Annotated in this window: 15 protein-coding genes; 6 read left to right on the top strand and 9 right to left on the bottom strand. The window is 63.8% G+C overall.

Annotation, left to right across the window (positions count from 1 at the left end):
* Positions 1-22: 22 nt before the first annotated feature.
* The 3 genes from J9885_RS13785 (at position 23) to fre (ending at position 3,384) form a co-directional block, all read left to right on the top strand.
* Positions 23-1,027 carry a hypothetical protein gene (locus J9885_RS13785; RefSeq protein WP_043763924.1) on the top strand — a complete coding sequence of 335 codons (1,005 nt, stop codon included), beginning with the start codon at positions 23-25 and terminating at the stop codon, positions 1,025-1,027.
* 33 nt (positions 1,028-1,060) lie between these two features.
* Positions 1,061-2,530: a 4-hydroxy-3-polyprenylbenzoate decarboxylase gene (ubiD, locus tag J9885_RS13780; protein WP_210549801.1), complete on the top strand. Its 1,470-nt coding sequence runs from the start codon at positions 1,061-1,063 to the stop codon at positions 2,528-2,530.
* 155 nt (positions 2,531-2,685) lie between these two features.
* Positions 2,686-3,384: an NAD(P)H-flavin reductase gene (gene fre / locus J9885_RS13775; protein WP_210549800.1), complete on the top strand. Its 699-nt coding sequence runs from the start codon at positions 2,686-2,688 to the stop codon at positions 3,382-3,384.
* 130 nt (positions 3,385-3,514) lie between these two features.
* Here fre and J9885_RS13770 read toward each other — a convergent pair whose 3' ends face one another.
* Positions 3,515-3,772 carry an accessory factor UbiK family protein gene (locus J9885_RS13770; protein WP_043763927.1) on the bottom strand — a complete coding sequence of 86 codons (258 nt, stop codon included), beginning with the start codon at positions 3,770-3,772 and terminating at the stop codon, positions 3,515-3,517.
* A gap of 301 nt (positions 3,773-4,073) precedes the next feature.
* Here J9885_RS13770 and J9885_RS13765 point away from each other — a divergent pair, with 301 nt between their 5' ends.
* Positions 4,074-6,494 carry a VolA/Pla-1 family phospholipase gene (locus J9885_RS13765; protein ID WP_210549799.1) on the top strand — a complete coding sequence of 807 codons (2,421 nt, stop codon included), beginning with the start codon at positions 4,074-4,076 and terminating at the stop codon, positions 6,492-6,494.
* Between the two features lie 74 nt (positions 6,495-6,568).
* Here J9885_RS13765 and glpG read toward each other — a convergent pair whose 3' ends face one another.
* Positions 6,569-7,402 carry a rhomboid family intramembrane serine protease GlpG gene (gene glpG, locus J9885_RS13760; RefSeq protein WP_210549814.1) on the bottom strand — a complete coding sequence of 278 codons (834 nt, stop codon included), beginning with the start codon at positions 7,400-7,402 and terminating at the stop codon, positions 6,569-6,571.
* 23 nt (positions 7,403-7,425) lie between these two features.
* The gene (gene glpE, locus J9885_RS13755) at positions 7,426-7,749 is read right to left on the bottom strand and encodes a thiosulfate sulfurtransferase GlpE (RefSeq protein ID WP_043763931.1); all 324 of its coding nucleotides are present in this window, start codon (positions 7,747-7,749) and stop codon (positions 7,426-7,428) included.
* A 164-nt stretch (positions 7,750-7,913) separates the two neighbouring features.
* On the opposite strand from glpE, the gene J9885_RS13750 reads away from it, so the two are divergent.
* Positions 7,914-8,507 carry a LysE family translocator gene (locus tag J9885_RS13750; protein ID WP_246876957.1) on the top strand — a complete coding sequence of 198 codons (594 nt, stop codon included), beginning with the start codon at positions 7,914-7,916 and terminating at the stop codon, positions 8,505-8,507.
* On the opposite strand, the gene J9885_RS13745 is transcribed toward J9885_RS13750, so the two are convergent.
* The 6 genes from J9885_RS13745 to J9885_RS13720 all read right to left on the bottom strand — a co-directional run bounded on the left by J9885_RS13745 (position 8,486) and on the right by J9885_RS13720 (position 14,274).
* Entirely contained in the window at positions 8,486-9,331 is an 846-nt protein-coding gene (locus J9885_RS13745; protein ID WP_210549798.1) for an AraC family transcriptional regulator, read from the bottom strand. The genes J9885_RS13750 and J9885_RS13745 overlap by 22 nt on opposite strands.
* Positions 9,332-9,410: 79 nt before the next feature.
* Positions 9,411-10,112 carry an ATP-binding cassette domain-containing protein gene (locus J9885_RS13740; protein WP_043763936.1) on the bottom strand — a complete coding sequence of 234 codons (702 nt, stop codon included), beginning with the start codon at positions 10,110-10,112 and terminating at the stop codon, positions 9,411-9,413.
* 11 nt (positions 10,113-10,123) lie between these two features.
* Positions 10,124-10,897 (bottom strand): high-affinity branched-chain amino acid ABC transporter ATP-binding protein LivG, encoded by a 774-nt coding sequence (gene livG, locus J9885_RS13735; protein WP_134696705.1) that lies wholly within the window; start codon positions 10,895-10,897, stop codon positions 10,124-10,126.
* Positions 10,894-12,162: a high-affinity branched-chain amino acid ABC transporter permease LivM gene (locus tag J9885_RS13730; protein ID WP_210549812.1), complete on the bottom strand. Its 1,269-nt coding sequence runs from the start codon at positions 12,160-12,162 to the stop codon at positions 10,894-10,896. The genes livG and J9885_RS13730 overlap by 4 nt, the downstream gene beginning before the upstream one ends.
* Complete coding sequence (livH, locus tag J9885_RS13725; RefSeq protein WP_043763940.1) at positions 12,162-13,088, bottom strand: high-affinity branched-chain amino acid ABC transporter permease LivH; 927 nt, start codon at positions 13,086-13,088, stop codon at positions 12,162-12,164. The genes J9885_RS13730 and livH overlap by 1 nt, the downstream gene beginning before the upstream one ends.
* 64 nt (positions 13,089-13,152) lie before the next feature.
* A complete protein-coding gene (locus J9885_RS13720) occupies positions 13,153-14,274 on the bottom strand; it encodes a branched-chain amino acid ABC transporter substrate-binding protein (RefSeq protein WP_043763942.1) in 1,122 nt (373 codons plus the stop codon).
* A gap of 435 nt (positions 14,275-14,709) precedes the next feature.
* Between J9885_RS13720 and J9885_RS13715 the strand changes: the two genes are divergently transcribed.
* Positions 14,710-15,714, top strand: coding sequence for a substrate-binding domain-containing protein (locus J9885_RS13715; protein ID WP_042074022.1), 1,005 nt, complete (start codon positions 14,710-14,712; stop codon positions 15,712-15,714).
* The last annotated feature ends 27 nt before the right edge of the window (positions 15,715-15,741 follow it).

Raw genomic sequence — 15,741 nt, 5'->3', positions numbered from 1 at the left:
ATGTCACAAGGACAGGGACGTCATGAAGCTAGTGTTACTCATATGGATTGGCTGGCTGCTGGCCGCTCCCGTCTACGCCGACACGCCGCCGCAGCTGCAGGGGCCGCTGGTGGCAGACGAGGGGCTGCAGGGTCACCGTGAATACCTGGACAGCCGGCTGGCACAGGGGCAGTTTGATGCCATGGATTCGCTGCTGGAGACGCTGTCCGTGGGGCAGCGGGAGTACCTGCTGTTCCAGCTGCTGAGCGATCTCAAGTCGGCATCCGCTCCCAGCCCGGCGCTGCAGGCCTGGGTGCGGGCGCAGGCCGCCAAGGCGCCGCAATGGCTGGTGGAGGGGAAGGTGGACGGCTTCCTGGTCCAGCTGCCCGCCTACGACTTTGCGGCCGAGGCCAGGCTGGTGCTGCAGCACTGGCAGCAGCTGGCCTGGCAGGGCAACTACCGCCAGCTGCTGGAACAGGATCGCTTCGACTTCAAGCAGATCTACTACAGCAGTAATCCGGACCTGCCCCAGCAGCAGGAGGCGCTGCTGGCCGTGCTCGATGGGCAGCCCCCGGTCGTGCTGCGGCGCGAGGCGGGTCGGCTCGCCACCCTCAACCTCTTCCTGCCGGACAACCAGCTGCTGCTGCACCTCATCGAGCAGACCGGGGACACGGCGCTCTACCTCAAGTTGTGGCGCCAGCCCGTGGATCACGACAGCCTGGCGGCGTTGCACGCCATTCCACGCTTCTACACAGGCCAGGAGGCGAGCGATCTGCTGATCGCCGCCAGCCGCAACGAGCGCCTGATGGTACCCGCCCTGCGCCAGCTCAGCCGGCTGTCGCCGCTGCCGGAAGGGGCCCAGCAATACCTGCTGGCAGAGCTCGGCAAGCATCAATATGGGGGGCTGGTGGCCGGCTTGCTGCTGGAGATGGACGAGCCCAGGCTGCTGGGACAACTGGCGGACAGGCTCACCCGGCAGGAGCGGCGTCACGCCTCGTCCGTCATGATGTCCGATACGGGTACACCGGATACGCGGCCAGGGTTATAATGCGGGACCTCCTGATCCCGCTAGGGTACCTGCATGAAATACAAGGACTTGCGTGATTTCATCGCGCAGTTGGAACAAAACGGCCAGCTCAGGCGCATCAGTCGCGAGATAGACCCCTATCTGGAGATGACCGAGATCAGCGACCGTACCCTGCGTGCGGGTGGCCCGGCCCTGCTGTTCGAAAACCCCAAGGGCTACACCATGCCGGTGCTGACGAACCTGTTTGGCACGCCGGATCGGGTTGCCATGGGGATGGGGCAGCCCAACGTCGGCGCCCTGCGTCAGGTGGGGACCTGGCTCTCCTATCTGAAGGAGCCGGAGCCTCCCCGCGGGCTCAAGGAGCTGATGGAGAAGCTGCCCATCTTCAAGCAGGTGCTCAACATGCCGACCAAGCGCCTCTCTTCCGCCCCCTGCCAGCAGGTGGTGCTGGAAGGGGAGGCGGTGGATCTCGACCAGATCCCGATCCAGCACTGCTGGCCGGGGGACGTGGCGCCTCTGGTGACCTGGGGCCTCACCATTACCCGCGGTCCCTACAAGAAGCGCCAGAACCTCGGCATCTACCGCCAGCAGAAGATCGGCAAGAACAAGCTCATCATGCGCTGGCTAGATCACCGCGGTGGGGCCATCGATTTTCGCGAGTGGCAGGAGGCGCACCCCGGCGAGCGCTTCCCGGTGGTGGTGGCGCTCGGCGCCGATCCGGCGACCATACTCGGCGCGGTGACGCCGGTGCCGGATACCCTCTCCGAATACGCCTTCGCAGGTCTGCTGAGGGGCAGCCGCACCGAGGTGGTGAAGGCGCTGAGCTGCGACCTGGAGGTGCCCGCCAGCGCCGAGATCGTGCTGGAAGGGTATCTGGAGCCGGGCGAGATGGCTCCGGAAGGCCCCTACGGGGATCACACCGGTTACTACAACGAGGTGGACGAGTTCCCGGTCTTCACCATTACCCACATCACCAAGCGGCGGGATGCCATCTATCACAGCACCTACACCGGCCGTCCGCCCGATGAGCCGGCGGTGCTGGGGGTGGCGCTGAACGAGGTGTTCGTGCCGCTCTTGCAGAAGCAGTTCCCCGAGATCGTGGACTTCTATCTGCCGCCGGAGGGGTGCTCCTACCGGATGGCGGTGGTCACCATCAAGAAACGCTACCCGGGCCACGCCAAGCGGGTGATGCTGGGGGTCTGGTCCTTCCTGCGCCAGTTCATGTACACCAAGTTCGTGATCGTCTGCGACGACGACATCAACGCCCGGGACTGGAAGGATGTGATCTGGGCCATCACCACCCGGATGGACCCGGCGCGCGACACCACCCTGATCGAGCACACCCCGATCGACTATCTGGACTTCGCCTCGCCGGTGTCGGGGCTCGGCTCCAAAATGGGGCTCGACGCCACCAACAAGTGGCCGGGGGAGACCAATCGGGAGTGGGGTCAGCCCATCGTCCAGGACGAAGCGGTGAAGCAGAAGATCGACGCCATCTGGGACGAGCTGAAGATCCTCGACTGAGGGATCTCCCCGGTGGGCGGCCATGCCGACGCAAAAGTGCGGTATTGCCGTGCCGAATTGGGTATGCTCGACTGACCTGACCACTCGACTGGTCGCCACAACAATAGTGAAACCATGAGCGAAGCGGGCCGGGCAGGCCCCTCACAAGGACAAGAATGCAACGTATCAAGTGCCGCGTAGAGGAACTGCGCGAATATGTCGACACCATCTGGCACGTGGCCCTGACGCCGCAGCAGGAGGTGAGCTTCAAGCCAGGCCAGTATCTGCTGGTGGTGATGAGCGATTCGGACAAGCGCCCCTTCTCCATCGCCAACTCGCCGACCCGTGCCGGTCGCCTGGAGCTGCAGATCGGCGCCACCCCGGAAAACGCCTATGCCGGCCAGGTGCTGGCCCGTATGCGCGAACAGGGCGAGATCGAGGTCGAACTCGCCGCCGGCAAGGCGTTCCTGCGCGACGAGTCTCCCCGTCCGCTGATCCTGATGGCGGGTGGCACCGGCTTCTCCTACGCCCGCGCCATCCTGGAGTATCTGATCGACAGCGGCAGCAAGCGCCCCGTGTTCCTCTACTGGGGCGTGCGTCAGGCGCACTGGCTCTACGAGCTGGAGCAGGTGCAGCAGTGGGAGCGCGACTATGCCCCCCTGACCTTCATCCCCGTGGTGCAGGAGCCCGAGAGTGACTGGACCGGCAAGACCGGCCTGGTGCACAAGGCCATCATGGATGACTTCGTCAGCCTGCATGACTACGACATCTATGTGGCTGGCCGCTTCGAGATGGCGGGCGCCGCCCGGGAAGAGTTCAAGGTGCTGGGTGCCGAGCCCGAGCGCATCTTCGGGGACGCCTACGAGTTTATCTGACGCCGAACATGCAGGCGGCCAATAAGCGCTGACGGCATGTCACGGCCTAATCGGCCCTACGCTGATCGTCAGAAACAACAAACCCCAGCCAGGCTGGGGTTTGTGCTATCTACTGCCGGGTCAGGCCGGATCACTCGCCCTTGGCGGCGAGCTGCTGCTCCAGCTGGGCCAGCTTGGCCTCCAGGGCGGCCAGCTTCTCCCGGGTGCGCAGCAGCACCTTGGTCTGCACGTCGAACTCTTCGCGGCTGACCAGGTCCAGCTTGTTCAGCTGGGCCTGCAGCACCTGGCGGGTCTTCTTCTCCACCTCTTCACCCATGCTGCGGATGCCGGGCGGTAGGGAGTTGTGAATCTGTTTGGCGATCTCTTCCAGTTTTTTCGGGTCGATCATGGGGGTCTCCTTAAGCAATGGCGCCATTCTACCGACAAATGCCCCCCTTTGCCGAGATCGGGGCGGCTTTTTGCGCCACGGGGGAAATGAGGCTCTGGTCGGGTCTGGTGGCGAGGGCAATGCTGCTACCCTCTGGCACCTGGGCTCGATTCCAATTCCTTGATGCTGTACACAAAAAAATCAGATCAGATGACCGACCAGAGGCTTATTAATTGTTGCGATGCTGTTAATATGGCTCGGTCGGGTTTGAACCCTACCCCGTCAGGCTCATCATGGATAACAACATAAAAGAGATAAGGATATGAAGAAAAAGCTAATTTATGCCGCCGTCATCAGTGCGCTGCTGAGCGGTTGTGGTGGCAGTGACGACAACACTGGCGATACCTCAAGCTATCTCGATTATCTGCTGAGCGGCTCCAATGCGGTGCGTCCCAGCGCCCTGGCTGCCCGTGCCACCGATGGCACCCTGAAGTTCTCGACGGAAACGGCCGATCTCTCCAACCCTGTCTCCGCACTCTCTACCCTGGACGGCTGGTCTACCACCCAGGCGATCCAGATCGTGCCCGTGACGGCCTCCGGCATCCAGGTCAAGGCGCCGGCTGCGGCCGAATTCGCCGCCTCTGTGGCACCGCTTTATCTGATGGAGCTGGAATTTGACAGCACCGCCCTGCGCCCGAACGGCGTGAAGAAGGTCCTGACCTACGGGGTGGACTTCGTGGTCGCCGAGTCGGCCGGCAAGCTGAATCTGGTGCCGCTCAAGCCGCTCAACCCCTCCTCCTACTACATGATCGTCGCAACCGACTCGTTGAAAGACAGCACGGGCAACCCCCTGCGTCCGGGCAGCGACTACAGCACCTACAAGACCAGCACGGGCGGCACTGCCCAGGAGCAGACCATCAGCGGCCTGATCGCGCTGCAGGAAGGGCTGTTCAAGGCGGCCACCGGCATCACCAGCGACCACGTCATCTTCTCCGACTGGTTTGGTACCCAGTCCGGTGCCGACGTGCTGGTGGCGGTGAAAGGGGCGGCTGCGGCCGTGCTCAAGGCCGATCCGGCCACTCTGGATGCCGCCAAGGTATGGAAGCAGGATGCCCTGGGCAATACCAGCCTGCCCGGCACCTACACCCTGGGCGTGACGGGCAAGAATGATTTCCTGACCCAGCTGGACGCCGAGAACTTCCTGCCCCAGGAGCAGAAGGATGCAATTGCCGCCGCCGTTGACGCCAACCCGCAACTGAAAGGCCTGGCTGGCATGACTCAGGTCTATACCGGCACCGTCAAGCTGCCCTACTTCCTCTCCTCCCCGGCCACCGCCGGCTCCTGGGACAAGGCGAAGACCCAGTCCTGGCACGGTGCCATTCCCAGCCTGTACGCCATCGCCAACGCCCTGAAGGCGGGCGACACCGAGGTGATCGGCGGTCTGGTGGGGGCGGGCGTGGATCCGGCCCTGCTGGGTGAGCTCATTGCCGATCCGACCCGTCAGGCCGAGCTGCTGGCGGAGGCGAGCAAGCTTATCGGGGTGACTCTCACCTCCGGTGGCAAGGCGCTGGATCCCGAGATGAACGTGGGTCGCTTCAACCCGCTGCCGGCGCTGGAAGAGGTGCAGTCCGTGCCGATGCGCGTCTTCGCCGCCGCACCGCTGACCAGCATCACCGACGTGATCATCTATCAGCACGGCGTCACCTCGGTGAAGGAGAATGCCTACGCTCTGGCGCTGGGCCAGATCGGTGCCGGTATGAAGGCGACCAAGAACGTGGCCGTGGTGGTGATCGATCATCCCCTGCACGGTGAGCGCGGTTTCGCCCTGACCGGCAGCATGGACTCGGTGACCACCTCAGACAACCCGACCCCCTACCTGAACCTGAGCTACCTGACGGTAGCCCGTGACAACCTGAAACAGAGCGTGGCGGATCTGCTGGGCCTGCGTCTGGCGGTGGGCCTGGCAAATGCAGGTGGAAAATTGGGTGGTGCTGGCCTCAAGGTCCACTTCCTGGGTCACTCCCTGGGGGCCATCGCAGGGGCCAGCCTGCTGGGGGTCGCGAACCAGTCTGTTGGCAACCCGACGGCGGACGCCCTGTTCAGGTTCGACACCGGTGGCCTGGCCATGCCGGGTGGCGGCATAGCGCCGCTGCTGCTGAATTCGCCGACCTTCGGCCCGACGATCCAGATGAGCGTGCTGACCTCTGGCAGCGCCGCCCTGAAGACGGCCTTCACCGCCTACGCCCCGAACTGCAAGACGGCGGTACCGACCTGCTTCGTCAACGAGTTCCTGCCGAGCCTGGATGCCGCCACCCAGGCGAGCGCCGCCAGCACCCTGCAGAGCTATGGTTTCGCGGCCCAGTCAGTGCTGGATTCGGCTGACCCGATCAACCTCGGCAGCGGCATCGCGGCGAGCTTCCCACTGTTTGCCACTGAAGTGGTCGGCGACGGTGCCCTGAGCCTGTCTGACCGGGTGATCCCGAACAGCATCGCCACCGCCCCGCTGGGTGGTACCGAGCCGCTGTTCAAGGTGCTGGCCTTGCAGCCGCTGACGGCGACCGGCGCGGCCAATCACCATGCCGCCCGCTTCGTGGCCGGTGGTCACAGCTCGCTGCTGGCACCGGACGAGAACTTCGATCCGACCGGCGCCGTCACCACAGAAATGCAGACCCAGTTTGCCAGCTTCTTCATGAGCGGCGGCACTGCGGTCAAGGTGACCGATCCCACCCTGCTCAAGCAGTAAGCCTGTTGGCCAATAAAAACGCCGCCCCTCGGGGCGGCGTTTTCGTTTCTGGCAATTAATGGAGACAGGGATCGTCAGGCTGGCCTGTGGTGCCTGTCCAGCCAGCCCTGAGCCAGGCCGACCAGCAGGCCCACCAGATGGGCCATGTTGGCGGTGCTGGTGCCCAGCATGTCGAAGAAGCCGAGCACCAGCCAGACCAGCATGAAGCCCATCAGGGCCGGCGGCATGGCGAGGCCGCAGGCCGGCTGCAGCCTGGCGCGCAGCCAGCTGTAGCCGAGCAGGGCATAGACCACCCCGGAGAGGCCGCCGAAACGCGGGCCGCTCGCGAAGAACTCGGCGATGTTGGGCAGGGCGGCCCCGACGATGAGCAGGATGAACAGCTTGCCGCTGCCGAGGCGCTGCTCGATCTGGCCCCCGAGGTACCACCACCACAGCAGGTTGAACACCAGGTGCAGCACCGAGAAGTGGATGAAGGCCGGGGTGATGTAGCGCCAGGCCTGCCAGTCGGTGAACTGGGCCAGGGTGGGGTGGAAGGCGAGCTCGTCGAAGATGGGCAGGCCGATGGCATCCAGAGCGTAGATGGCCAGGCAGGCGATGATGACCACCAGGGTCAGGGGGCCCGCCTGGTGGAGGAAATCGGTGACCGGATCCGTCATCCCCTTGCTGTAGTCGATACGGGCGTCGGCCCGGCCGGACTGCCAGGAGGCTTCCATGTAGCGGGGATGGCTCGGCTCGGCCAGGAAGCGTTTGACCTCCTGCTGGGCCTGGGCGAGGCGTCGCTCGTCCGCCAGCCAGACCGAGACGCCGAGCTCGGACTGGGTCAGCTCGCACGGGATGCCCAGGGTGGCGAGGTAGTCCACCAGCGCCTGGGCCATGCGGGCGTCGCCCAGCACCAGCAGCTGGATCATGCCGGAGGGGGCCTGGTCACCCGTCATGCATCGCCCGCCTGGATCGGGAACTCCCTGCGCCAGGCCTCGAAGCCGCCATCCAGGCTGTACACCTCGTCATAGCCCTGCTGCAGCAGGTATTGGGCCGCCCCCTGGCTGCTGTTGCCGTGATAGCACATCACGATGACCGGGGTGTCGAAGTCCACCTCGTTCATAAAGCGAACCAAAGAACCATTGGTCAGGTGGAAGGCGCCGACCGCATGGGCGGTCTCGAAGGATTGGGGGTCGCGAATGTCCACGAGACGGGCTTCACCGGCGCTCAGCTTCTGGTGGGCATCATGGGCGCTGATATGGGCAAACTGGTCCATTGAGATGTCCTGAAAATGGAGGATTGAGGGGCAGTTTACCGCAAGCCGGGGCTGGCGCTAAGTGCGCAATGCGCCCCGCATTCGGGGGGATCGCAATTTTCTTCAATATCGGTCAGCGCGGGCTGGATAGGCTGATGGCTCACTCCCTTGTATGAGCATCACCCATGGAAATCAGTCTGTTGTTGTCCATGGCCGGGTTTGCCCTGGCCATGTCCATCTCCCCCGGCCCGGTCAACCTGGTCGCCCTCGGCGCCGGCGCCCGTTACGGCTTCCTGGCCAGCCTGCGCCACGTGGTGGGGGCCACCCTCGGCTTCATCCTGCTGCTCCTGCTGATGGGGCTGGGGCTTGGCGGCGCCCTGTCCCGCTGGCCCCTGGTGGCCGGCGTCCTGCACTGGGGCGGCGTGCTCTTTCTGTGCTACCTGGCCTGGCAGTTGCTGGTGGACTCCGGTCGGGTGGAGGGGGTGGACGGCGTGCCGCCCGCCTTCTGGTACGGTGCCCTGATGCAGTGGCTCAACCCCAAGGCCTGGCTGGCGGCCAGCATGGGGATGGAGGCCTACGGGATCGCGGGCGGGGTGGGGCAGATAATGCTGTTCACCGCCCTCTATCTGGTGATCTGCCTCGGCTCCATCGCTTGCTGGGCCTATGCGGGCAGTCGATTGCAGGGGTGGCTGGTGTCGCCCCGTCGGCTGCGCGGGTTCAACCGGGCCATGGCGCTGCTGTTGCTGCTCAGCGCGGTCTATCTGGTGCGCTCGTCCTGAGGAGCGAGCCCGGCGCGGTACTGCCCCGGGGTGGCGGCGACCCGACGTTTGAACTGGCGCTGGAAGTGCGCCTGATCCGCGAAGCCGCTCGCCAGGGCCACGTCGGCCAGGGGCTGCCCCTGGCGCAGCAGGGTGCGGGCGTGGCGGATGCGCTGATCGAGCAGGTAGGCGTGGGGCGTCATGCCGTAGTGGCGGCTGAAGGCGCGCACGAAGTGGGAGGGGGTGAGCCCTGCCACTGTGCTCAGCTGTGACAGGCTGAGGGGGCAGGCACTCTCGTCCTGCATCAGCTCGGCGGCCCGTTGCAGGTGTTGGGGCGGGCGATCGTCCCAGCTGGCCGGGGTGAGCCTGGCCAGCAATTGTCGGCTGAAGAGGTGGCAGGCCACCTCGCGAGCCAGGGGATCCGGCTCCTGCACCAGTTGCCGATGGAGCCGGCACAGCCCCGGATAGAGCAGGGGATCCCGGCTCGCGGTCATGTCGAAGGGGCGAAACTCGGCCCCCAGTCCCGCCTCCTCCTGCTGGCGCTGCAGCCAGCCGGTATCCAGGTAGAACATCAGATAGGACCAGGGCTGGTCGGCAATGGGGTTGCAGGCGTGCACCTCCTCCGGGTTCATCAGCACCAGGCTGCCGCGACCGACCTCCTGCCGGCTGCGCTGATTGAGGTAGTGGCTGTGGCCGCCAGTGATGGCGCCGATGGAGAAGTGGGGGTGGCTGTGCTTGTCGTAGCAGACGCGGCGACCGTCCTGTACCGCACGCGCCTCGATGAAGGGCAGGGCAGGGTCGTGCCAGAAGTGGTGGTGATCCTGTCTCTCCCTCGACCGGCTCAAGGGGTGAGCCCCCGGGCGGGAGTCTCCCCCGGCCGCGCCGGGTGGGCGCGGTCGGGGGAGATGGGGTGGCAATGCACGCTTAGCCGCCGAGGTAGGCCTGGCGGACGGCCGGGTTGGCCAGCAGGGCCTCCCCGGTGTCCTGCAGCACCACGCGGCCGTTCTCCAGCACATAGCCGCGATCCGCCAGCTTGAGCGCCTGGTTCGCGTTCTGCTCCACCAGGAAGATGGTCATCCCCTTCTGGCGCAGTTGCTCTATGGTGTCGAAGATCTGCTGGATGACGATGGGGGCCAGCCCCAGGGAGGGTTCATCCAGCAACAGCAGGCGCGGCTTGCTCATCAGGGCACGGCCGATGGCCAGCATCTGCTGCTCGCCGCCGGACATGGTGCCGGCCCGCTGATCCAGCCGCTCGTGCAGCCGGGGGAACAGGGTGAAGATCTGATCCAGCAGGCCTTGCTGCTCCGCCTTGTCGACGAAGAAGGCTCCCATCAGCAGGTTTTCCTCCACCGTCAGGCGGGCGAAGATGCGACGCCCCTCCGGCACCACGGCGATGTCCTTGCGCATGATGCGGGCGGTGCTGAGGTCGTTGATCTGCTCCCCTTCGAACCAGATGCTGCCGCTGCTGGGTTTGGGTTCGCCACAGAGCGTCATCAGCAGGGTGGTCTTGCCGGCGCCGTTGGCACCGATCAGGGTGACGATCTCACCCTCTTTCACTTCGACGCTGACGTCGTGCAGCGCCTGGATCTTGCCGTAATGGGTCGATACGTTGCGAAGTTCTAACATCTTGCTTCTTCCTATGACTCGCCCAGATAGGCCTTGATCACGGCCGGGTTGCTACGAATGTCGTCCGGCTTGCCGTGGGCCAGGGGCGTGCCCTGGTTGACCACGAAGATGCGGTTGGAGATCTCCATCACCAGCTTCATGTCGTGTTCGATCAACAGAACGGAGACCCCGAACTCGTCCCGCAGGTTGGAGATGAGCTCGTTGAGCTCGTCCGTCTCGTGGGGGTTGAGGCCGGCGGCCGGTTCATCCAGCATCAGCAGCTCGGGCCGGGTCGCCATGCAGCGGGCTATTTCGAGGCGGCGCTGCTGGCCGTAGGCCAGGTTGCCGGCGGCGCGGTTGGCGAGATCCTTGAGCCCCACCTTCTCCAGCCAGAAGGCGGACTGCTCCAGCCCCTCTTTCTCGGCGCGGCGGAAGGAGGGGGTCTTGAACAGGCCGGCGAGGAAGCCGGTGTTCAGGTGCCTGTGCTGGGCCACCAGCAGGTTTTCCACCGCCGTCATCTCCTTGAACAGGCGCACGTGCTGGAAGGTGCGCACAATTCCCTTGCGGGCGATGAGGTGGCCGGGCAGCCCCTGGATCTCCTCGCCCTTGTAGCGGATGACGCCGCCGCTCGGGCGGTAGAAGCCGGTCAGGCAGTTGAAGATGGTGGTCTTGCCTGCGCCGTTGGGGCCTATGATGGAGATCACCTCCCCCTTGTTCACATCCAGCTTGACGCCGTTGACCGCGAGCAGGCCGCCGAAGCGCATCGACAGATCTGAGACATCCAACAATGTGTGATTGTTGCTCATTTACGAAGCTCCATATGGGGTCGACTCATGGGCAGCAGCCCCTGCGGCCGCCAGATCATCATGAATACCATCAAGAGACCGAACATCAGCATGCGATATTCGTTGAACTCGCGGGCCAGCTCCGGCAGCACCGTCATGACGATGGCCGCCAGCACCACCCCGATCTGGGAGCCCATGCCCCCCAGCACCACGATGGCCAGCACAATGGCCGACTCGATGAAGACGAAGGACTCCGGGCTGATGAAGCCCTGGCGCGAGGCGAAGAAGCTGCCGGCGAAGCCCGCGAAGCAGGCGCCAATGGTGAAGGCGGTCAGCTTGATGATGGTGGGGTTGAGCCCCAGGGATTTGCAGGCGATCTCGTCCTCCCGCAGCGCCTCCCAGGCGCGGCCGAGCGGCATGCGCAGCAGGCGGTTGATGACGAACAGGGTGGCGATCACCAGCACCAGCGCCATCAGGTAGAGGAAGATCACCTTGTGATTCGCGTTGTAGGCGATGCCGAAGAACTCGTGGAAGGTCTCGAAGCCGCCATCCTTCACGGTGCGGTTGAACTCCAGGCCCCCCAGGGTCGGTTTGGGAATGCCGGAGATCCCGTTCGGGCCGCCGGTCAGGCTGGTCATGTTGTTGAGCAGGATGCGAATGATCTCGCCAAAGCCCAGGGTCACGATGGCCAGATAATCCCCCCGCAACCGCAGCACCGGGAAGCCGAGCAGGAAGCCGAAGGTGGCCGCCATCAGGCCGGCGATGGGCAGACACTCCCAGAAGCTCAGGCCGAAGTAGCTGTTGAGCAGGGCGTAGCTGTAGGCACCGACCGCGTAGAAGCCGACATAGCCGAGGTCCAGCAGGCCTGCGAGGCCCACCACCACGTTCAGGCCCAGCCCCAGCATGATGTAAATCAGGGTGAGAGTGGCCAGATCGATGGCGCCGCGAGAGGCCATGAAGGGCCAGCTCACCGCGAACATCAGCACCAGCACGGCGGTCAGGTTATAGAGCTTGGGCGCCTCCTCCGGGCTCGGCAGCACCAGCTTGGTGAAGCCGACGGAGAAGCCGCTGATGGAGGCCTGGAACAGGCGCGCGATCTGGCCGCGCAGCATCTGGAACCAGAACACGATGGTGGCGCCCCCCAGCAGCCAGGCCAGCGACACATCGAGGCGGCTCACCACCAGCAGGCGGGAGCCCTCGGTCTCCAGCTTGAAGCCGAGCAGCCAGAAGGAGAGCACCAGCAGCATCAGGCTGGCGATGCAGGCATGGATGAATTGGCGTTTCATCATACTTTCTCCACTTCCGGACGACCCAGGATGCCGGTCGGCATGAACAGCAGCACGAAGATGAGCAGGGCAAAGGCCATGACATCCTTGTATTCGGTGCTGAGGTAGCCGGCGGTGAGTGCCTCGACCACCCCCAGCAGCAGGCCGCCGATCACGGCGCCCGGAATGCTGCCGATACCACCCAGTACCGCGGCGGTGAAGGCCTTCAGCCCTGCCATAAAGCCGAGGTAGGGGTTGATGACGCCGTAATACATGCCGAGCAGCACGCCGGCGACGGCGGCCAGGGCGGCCCCCAGCACGAAGGTGATGGAGATGACCACGTGGGTGTCTATCCCCAGCAGGTTCGCCATCTTGATGTCTTCCGAGCAGGCGCGGCAGGCGCGGCCCATGCGGGAGCGGCCGATGAACTGGGTCAGGGCCAGCATGGTGACGAAGGTCACCACGAAGATGATGAGCTGCATGTAGGAGAGGCTGGCCTGGAAGCCGTCCTCACCGCCGAGGGACCAGCCCCCGGAGATCAGGGTGGGCATGGCGATGTCGCGCGAGCCCTGTGCCATCCGCATCATGTTCTGCAGGAATATCGACATGCCGATGGCGGAGATGAGGGGGATCAGGCGGTTGCCACCCCGCAGCGGGCGATAGGCCACCCGTTCTATGGTCCAGCCATAGCTGCCGGTGATGATGATGCTGACGAGGAAGGCGCCCCCCAGCAGCAGCACTGTGCTGTCGATGCCCATCATCATGAGCCCCGCCATCACCATGAAAGCGACATAGGAGCCGATCATGTAGACCTCGCCGTGGGCGAAGTTGATCATGCCGATGATGCCATAGACCATGGTGTAGCCGATGGCGATCAACGCATAGGTGCTGCCTATGGTCAATCCGTTCAGCAACTGCTGAACCAGATAGAGAAAGTGTTCGGACATACTGCGTTCCCTGTACTTGCCCGTAAAGAAAGGAGGGGTGACTCACGTCACCCCGGTCGGCAGATTATTTGACTTGGGTGGAGGTTCCGTCGGCGTGCCACTGGAAGACACCGAACTCGAAGCCTTTGAGGTCACCGTTCGGTGCCCAGGTCAGGGGGCCCATGACGGTGTCGATCGGTGCAGCCTTGATGGCGGCAGCCACGGCAGCCGGGTCATCCTCACCCGCCTTGGCGATACCGGCAGCCAGGGCCTGCATGGCAGCATAGGTGGTCCAGACGAACGGACCGGAGGAGTCCTGACCCTTGGCCTTGAACGCTTCCACTATGGGGGCGTTGGCCGGGACCAGGTCGTACTTGTTCGGCAGGGTGACCAGCAGGCCTTCGGAAGCCGGGCCGCCGATGGCGGAGATGTCCTTGTTACCCACGCCTTCCGGACCCATGAACTTGGCCTTCAGGCCCTTCTCGCCAGCCTGGCGCAGGATCAGGCCCAGCTCCGGGTGGTAGCCGCCGTAGTAGACGAAGTCCACGTTCTCTTTCTGCAGCTTGGCGATCAGGGCGGAGAAGTCCTTGTCGCCGGCGGTGATGCCCTCATAGGCCACAACCTTGACGCCAGCCTTGTCCAGGGCGGCCTTCACGCTGGAGGCGATGCCTTCACCGTATTGCTTCTTGTCGTGGATGACGGCCACGCGCTGGGGTTTGACCTGCTCGATGATGTACTTGGCGGCGGTCGGGCCCTGGTCGCTGTCCAGGCCGATGGTGCGCAGGGTCAGCTGATAGCCGCGCTCGGTTATCTTGGGGTTGGTGGAGGCCGGTGTGACCATCAGGACCCCTTCATCTTCATAGATGTCGGAGGCGGGCAGGGTGTTGTCGGAGCAGAGGTGGCCGACCACGAACTTGACGCCGTCGTTGATCACCTTGTTGGCGATGGCAACGGCCTGCTTGGGATCGCAGGCGTCGTCATAGATGACGGCTTCGATCTGCTTGCCCTTGATGCCACCGGCCTTGTTGATCTGCTCGACCGCCATCTTGCCACCGGTGAACTGCATGTCGCCGTACTGGGCGACCGGGCCGGTCAGGGGGCCGGCGATGCCGATCTTGATGGTGTCGGCCGCATTGGCCATGGAGACTGATCCAAACAGAGCCAAAGAAACCGCTGCTCTGACTGCCATTTTGCTGAAGTTATGCATTGATTCGTCCCTTAATCAGTGAAATGTTTCATTTTATGCACGTCATTCCGAGCCTGTGTCCCGCCAGCCCGGCGATAGATAAGGTTCTATCATTCCTCACCGTGCAATAACAAGATGTTAAAGATACTAACCGGACGGGGGTGGGGGGGCGTTTTGTGGAGCAAACAACCTGCCATGTTTGTCGTTTTGGAATTTAATCCTGTTTTGTTTGGTTAACATATTAACAACACAGGGCTGGTTGGCAGAAAATCAGAGTAAAAAGCTGACGATATTTCATTCTGCGTCTGCTCTCATTTTGACCAAATTTCGTTTGCGCAAATAGAAATGACCGCCTAGATTAGCCAGCATTGACAATTCACTGGCAGCTCTCGTTAAAACCAAGCCTTTATTCGGGAAATCTGCTACTGTTCCGCTTTTGTTATTCAGGAGACAGAGATGGCCACTATCAAAGATGTCGCCTCACGGGCAGGCGTATCCATCTCCACCGTCTCACATGTACTCAATCACACCCGTCGGGTCAGCGAAGATGCAACCCAGAAAGTGCTTGAGGCGGTGGCCGAACTCAACTACGCGCCGAACTCGGTGGCGCGCAGCCTCAAGATCAATGCAACCAAGACCATCGGCATGCTGGTGACCACCAGTGCCAACCCCTTCTTCGCGGAAGTGGTGCAGGGGGTCGAGGCGTACTGCTTCGAGCAGGGGTACAGCCTGATCCTCTGCAATACCGAGAACCAGCCTCCCCGCCAGCAGCACTATCTGCGCATGCTGATGGAGAAGCGGGTCGACGGTCTGCTGGTGCTGGGAACCGACATCGATACCCAGTTCAGGGACATGCTGCGCATCCACAAGAACGTGCCGCAGGTGGTGCTGGATTGGGGCAACGAGTGCGACTTCGCCAACGTGATCAACGACAACGCCCGCATCGGCGCGCGTCTGGCCGTGCGCCATCTGCTGGAGCAGGGCCACACCGACATCGTCTGCATCACGGGTCACCTCGCCAAGCCGACTACCCAGCAGCGTCTGGACGGGGTGCGCGATGCCCTGGCCGAGCAGGGCCTGACCCTGAAGGACGAGCAGATCTTCGAAGGGGACTACGAGAGCCAGAGCGGCTTTGATGCCATGCAGCGCATCCTGGCCCTCACCCCACGTCCGACAGCGGTGTTCGCCTTCGATGACCCCATGGCCATCGGCGCCATCTGTGCCGCCTGGGAAGCCGGGGTCAAGGTGCCGGACGACATCTCCATGATCGGCTATGACGACGTGGAGATGGCGCGCTTCTCCAGCCCGCCGCTCACCACCATCCGCCACCCCAAGGCCGAACTCGGCCTGCTGGCGGTGCAACAGCTGGTGAGCCGGATCCGCAACAAGGAGCTGGAAGTGGAGTCCATGACGGTGCAGCCAGAGCTTATCGTTCGCCGCTCGGTCAAATCCCTGCGCTGATCCCTGCGCCGCCCGCGAGGCTGGCCC

The sequence above is a fragment of the Aeromonas sp. SrichE-2G genome, from assembly GCF_017939565.1.
Lineage (GTDB): Bacteria > Pseudomonadota > Gammaproteobacteria > Enterobacterales > Aeromonadaceae > Aeromonas > Aeromonas taiwanensis.
Note: the sequence above shows the minus strand (reverse complement) of the source record. Positions and strands in the feature narration are given on the sequence as shown.

What these genes read in the sequence shown, in the direction of transcription:
- J9885_RS13730 (WP_210549812.1), bottom strand. Translation starts at nt 12,162, where the DNA reads ATGAAACGCCAATTCATCCATGCCTGCATCGCCAGCCTGATGCTGCTG.
- J9885_RS13765 (WP_210549799.1), top strand. Translation starts at nt 4,074, where the DNA reads ATGAAGAAAAAGCTAATTTATGCCGCCGTCATCAGTGCGCTGCTGAGC.
- J9885_RS13720 (WP_043763942.1), bottom strand. Translation starts at nt 14,274, where the DNA reads ATGCATAACTTCAGCAAAATGGCAGTCAGAGCAGCGGTTTCTTTGGCT.
- livH (WP_043763940.1), bottom strand. Translation starts at nt 13,088, where the DNA reads ATGTCCGAACACTTTCTCTATCTGGTTCAGCAGTTGCTGAACGGATTG.
- ubiD (WP_210549801.1), top strand. Translation starts at nt 1,061, where the DNA reads ATGAAATACAAGGACTTGCGTGATTTCATCGCGCAGTTGGAACAAAAC.
- J9885_RS13785 (WP_043763924.1), top strand. Translation starts at nt 23, where the DNA reads ATGAAGCTAGTGTTACTCATATGGATTGGCTGGCTGCTGGCCGCTCCC.
- J9885_RS13750 (WP_246876957.1), top strand. Translation starts at nt 7,914, where the DNA reads ATGGAAATCAGTCTGTTGTTGTCCATGGCCGGGTTTGCCCTGGCCATG.
- J9885_RS13740 (WP_043763936.1), bottom strand. Translation starts at nt 10,112, where the DNA reads ATGTTAGAACTTCGCAACGTATCGACCCATTACGGCAAGATCCAGGCG.
- glpE (WP_043763931.1), bottom strand. Translation starts at nt 7,749, where the DNA reads ATGGACCAGTTTGCCCATATCAGCGCCCATGATGCCCACCAGAAGCTG.
- fre (WP_210549800.1), top strand. Translation starts at nt 2,686, where the DNA reads ATGCAACGTATCAAGTGCCGCGTAGAGGAACTGCGCGAATATGTCGAC.
- J9885_RS13715 (WP_042074022.1), top strand. Translation starts at nt 14,710, where the DNA reads ATGGCCACTATCAAAGATGTCGCCTCACGGGCAGGCGTATCCATCTCC.
- livG (WP_134696705.1), bottom strand. Translation starts at nt 10,897, where the DNA reads ATGAGCAACAATCACACATTGTTGGATGTCTCAGATCTGTCGATGCGC.
- J9885_RS13770 (WP_043763927.1), bottom strand. Translation starts at nt 3,772, where the DNA reads ATGATCGACCCGAAAAAACTGGAAGAGATCGCCAAACAGATTCACAAC.
- glpG (WP_210549814.1), bottom strand. Translation starts at nt 7,402, where the DNA reads ATGATCCAGCTGCTGGTGCTGGGCGACGCCCGCATGGCCCAGGCGCTG.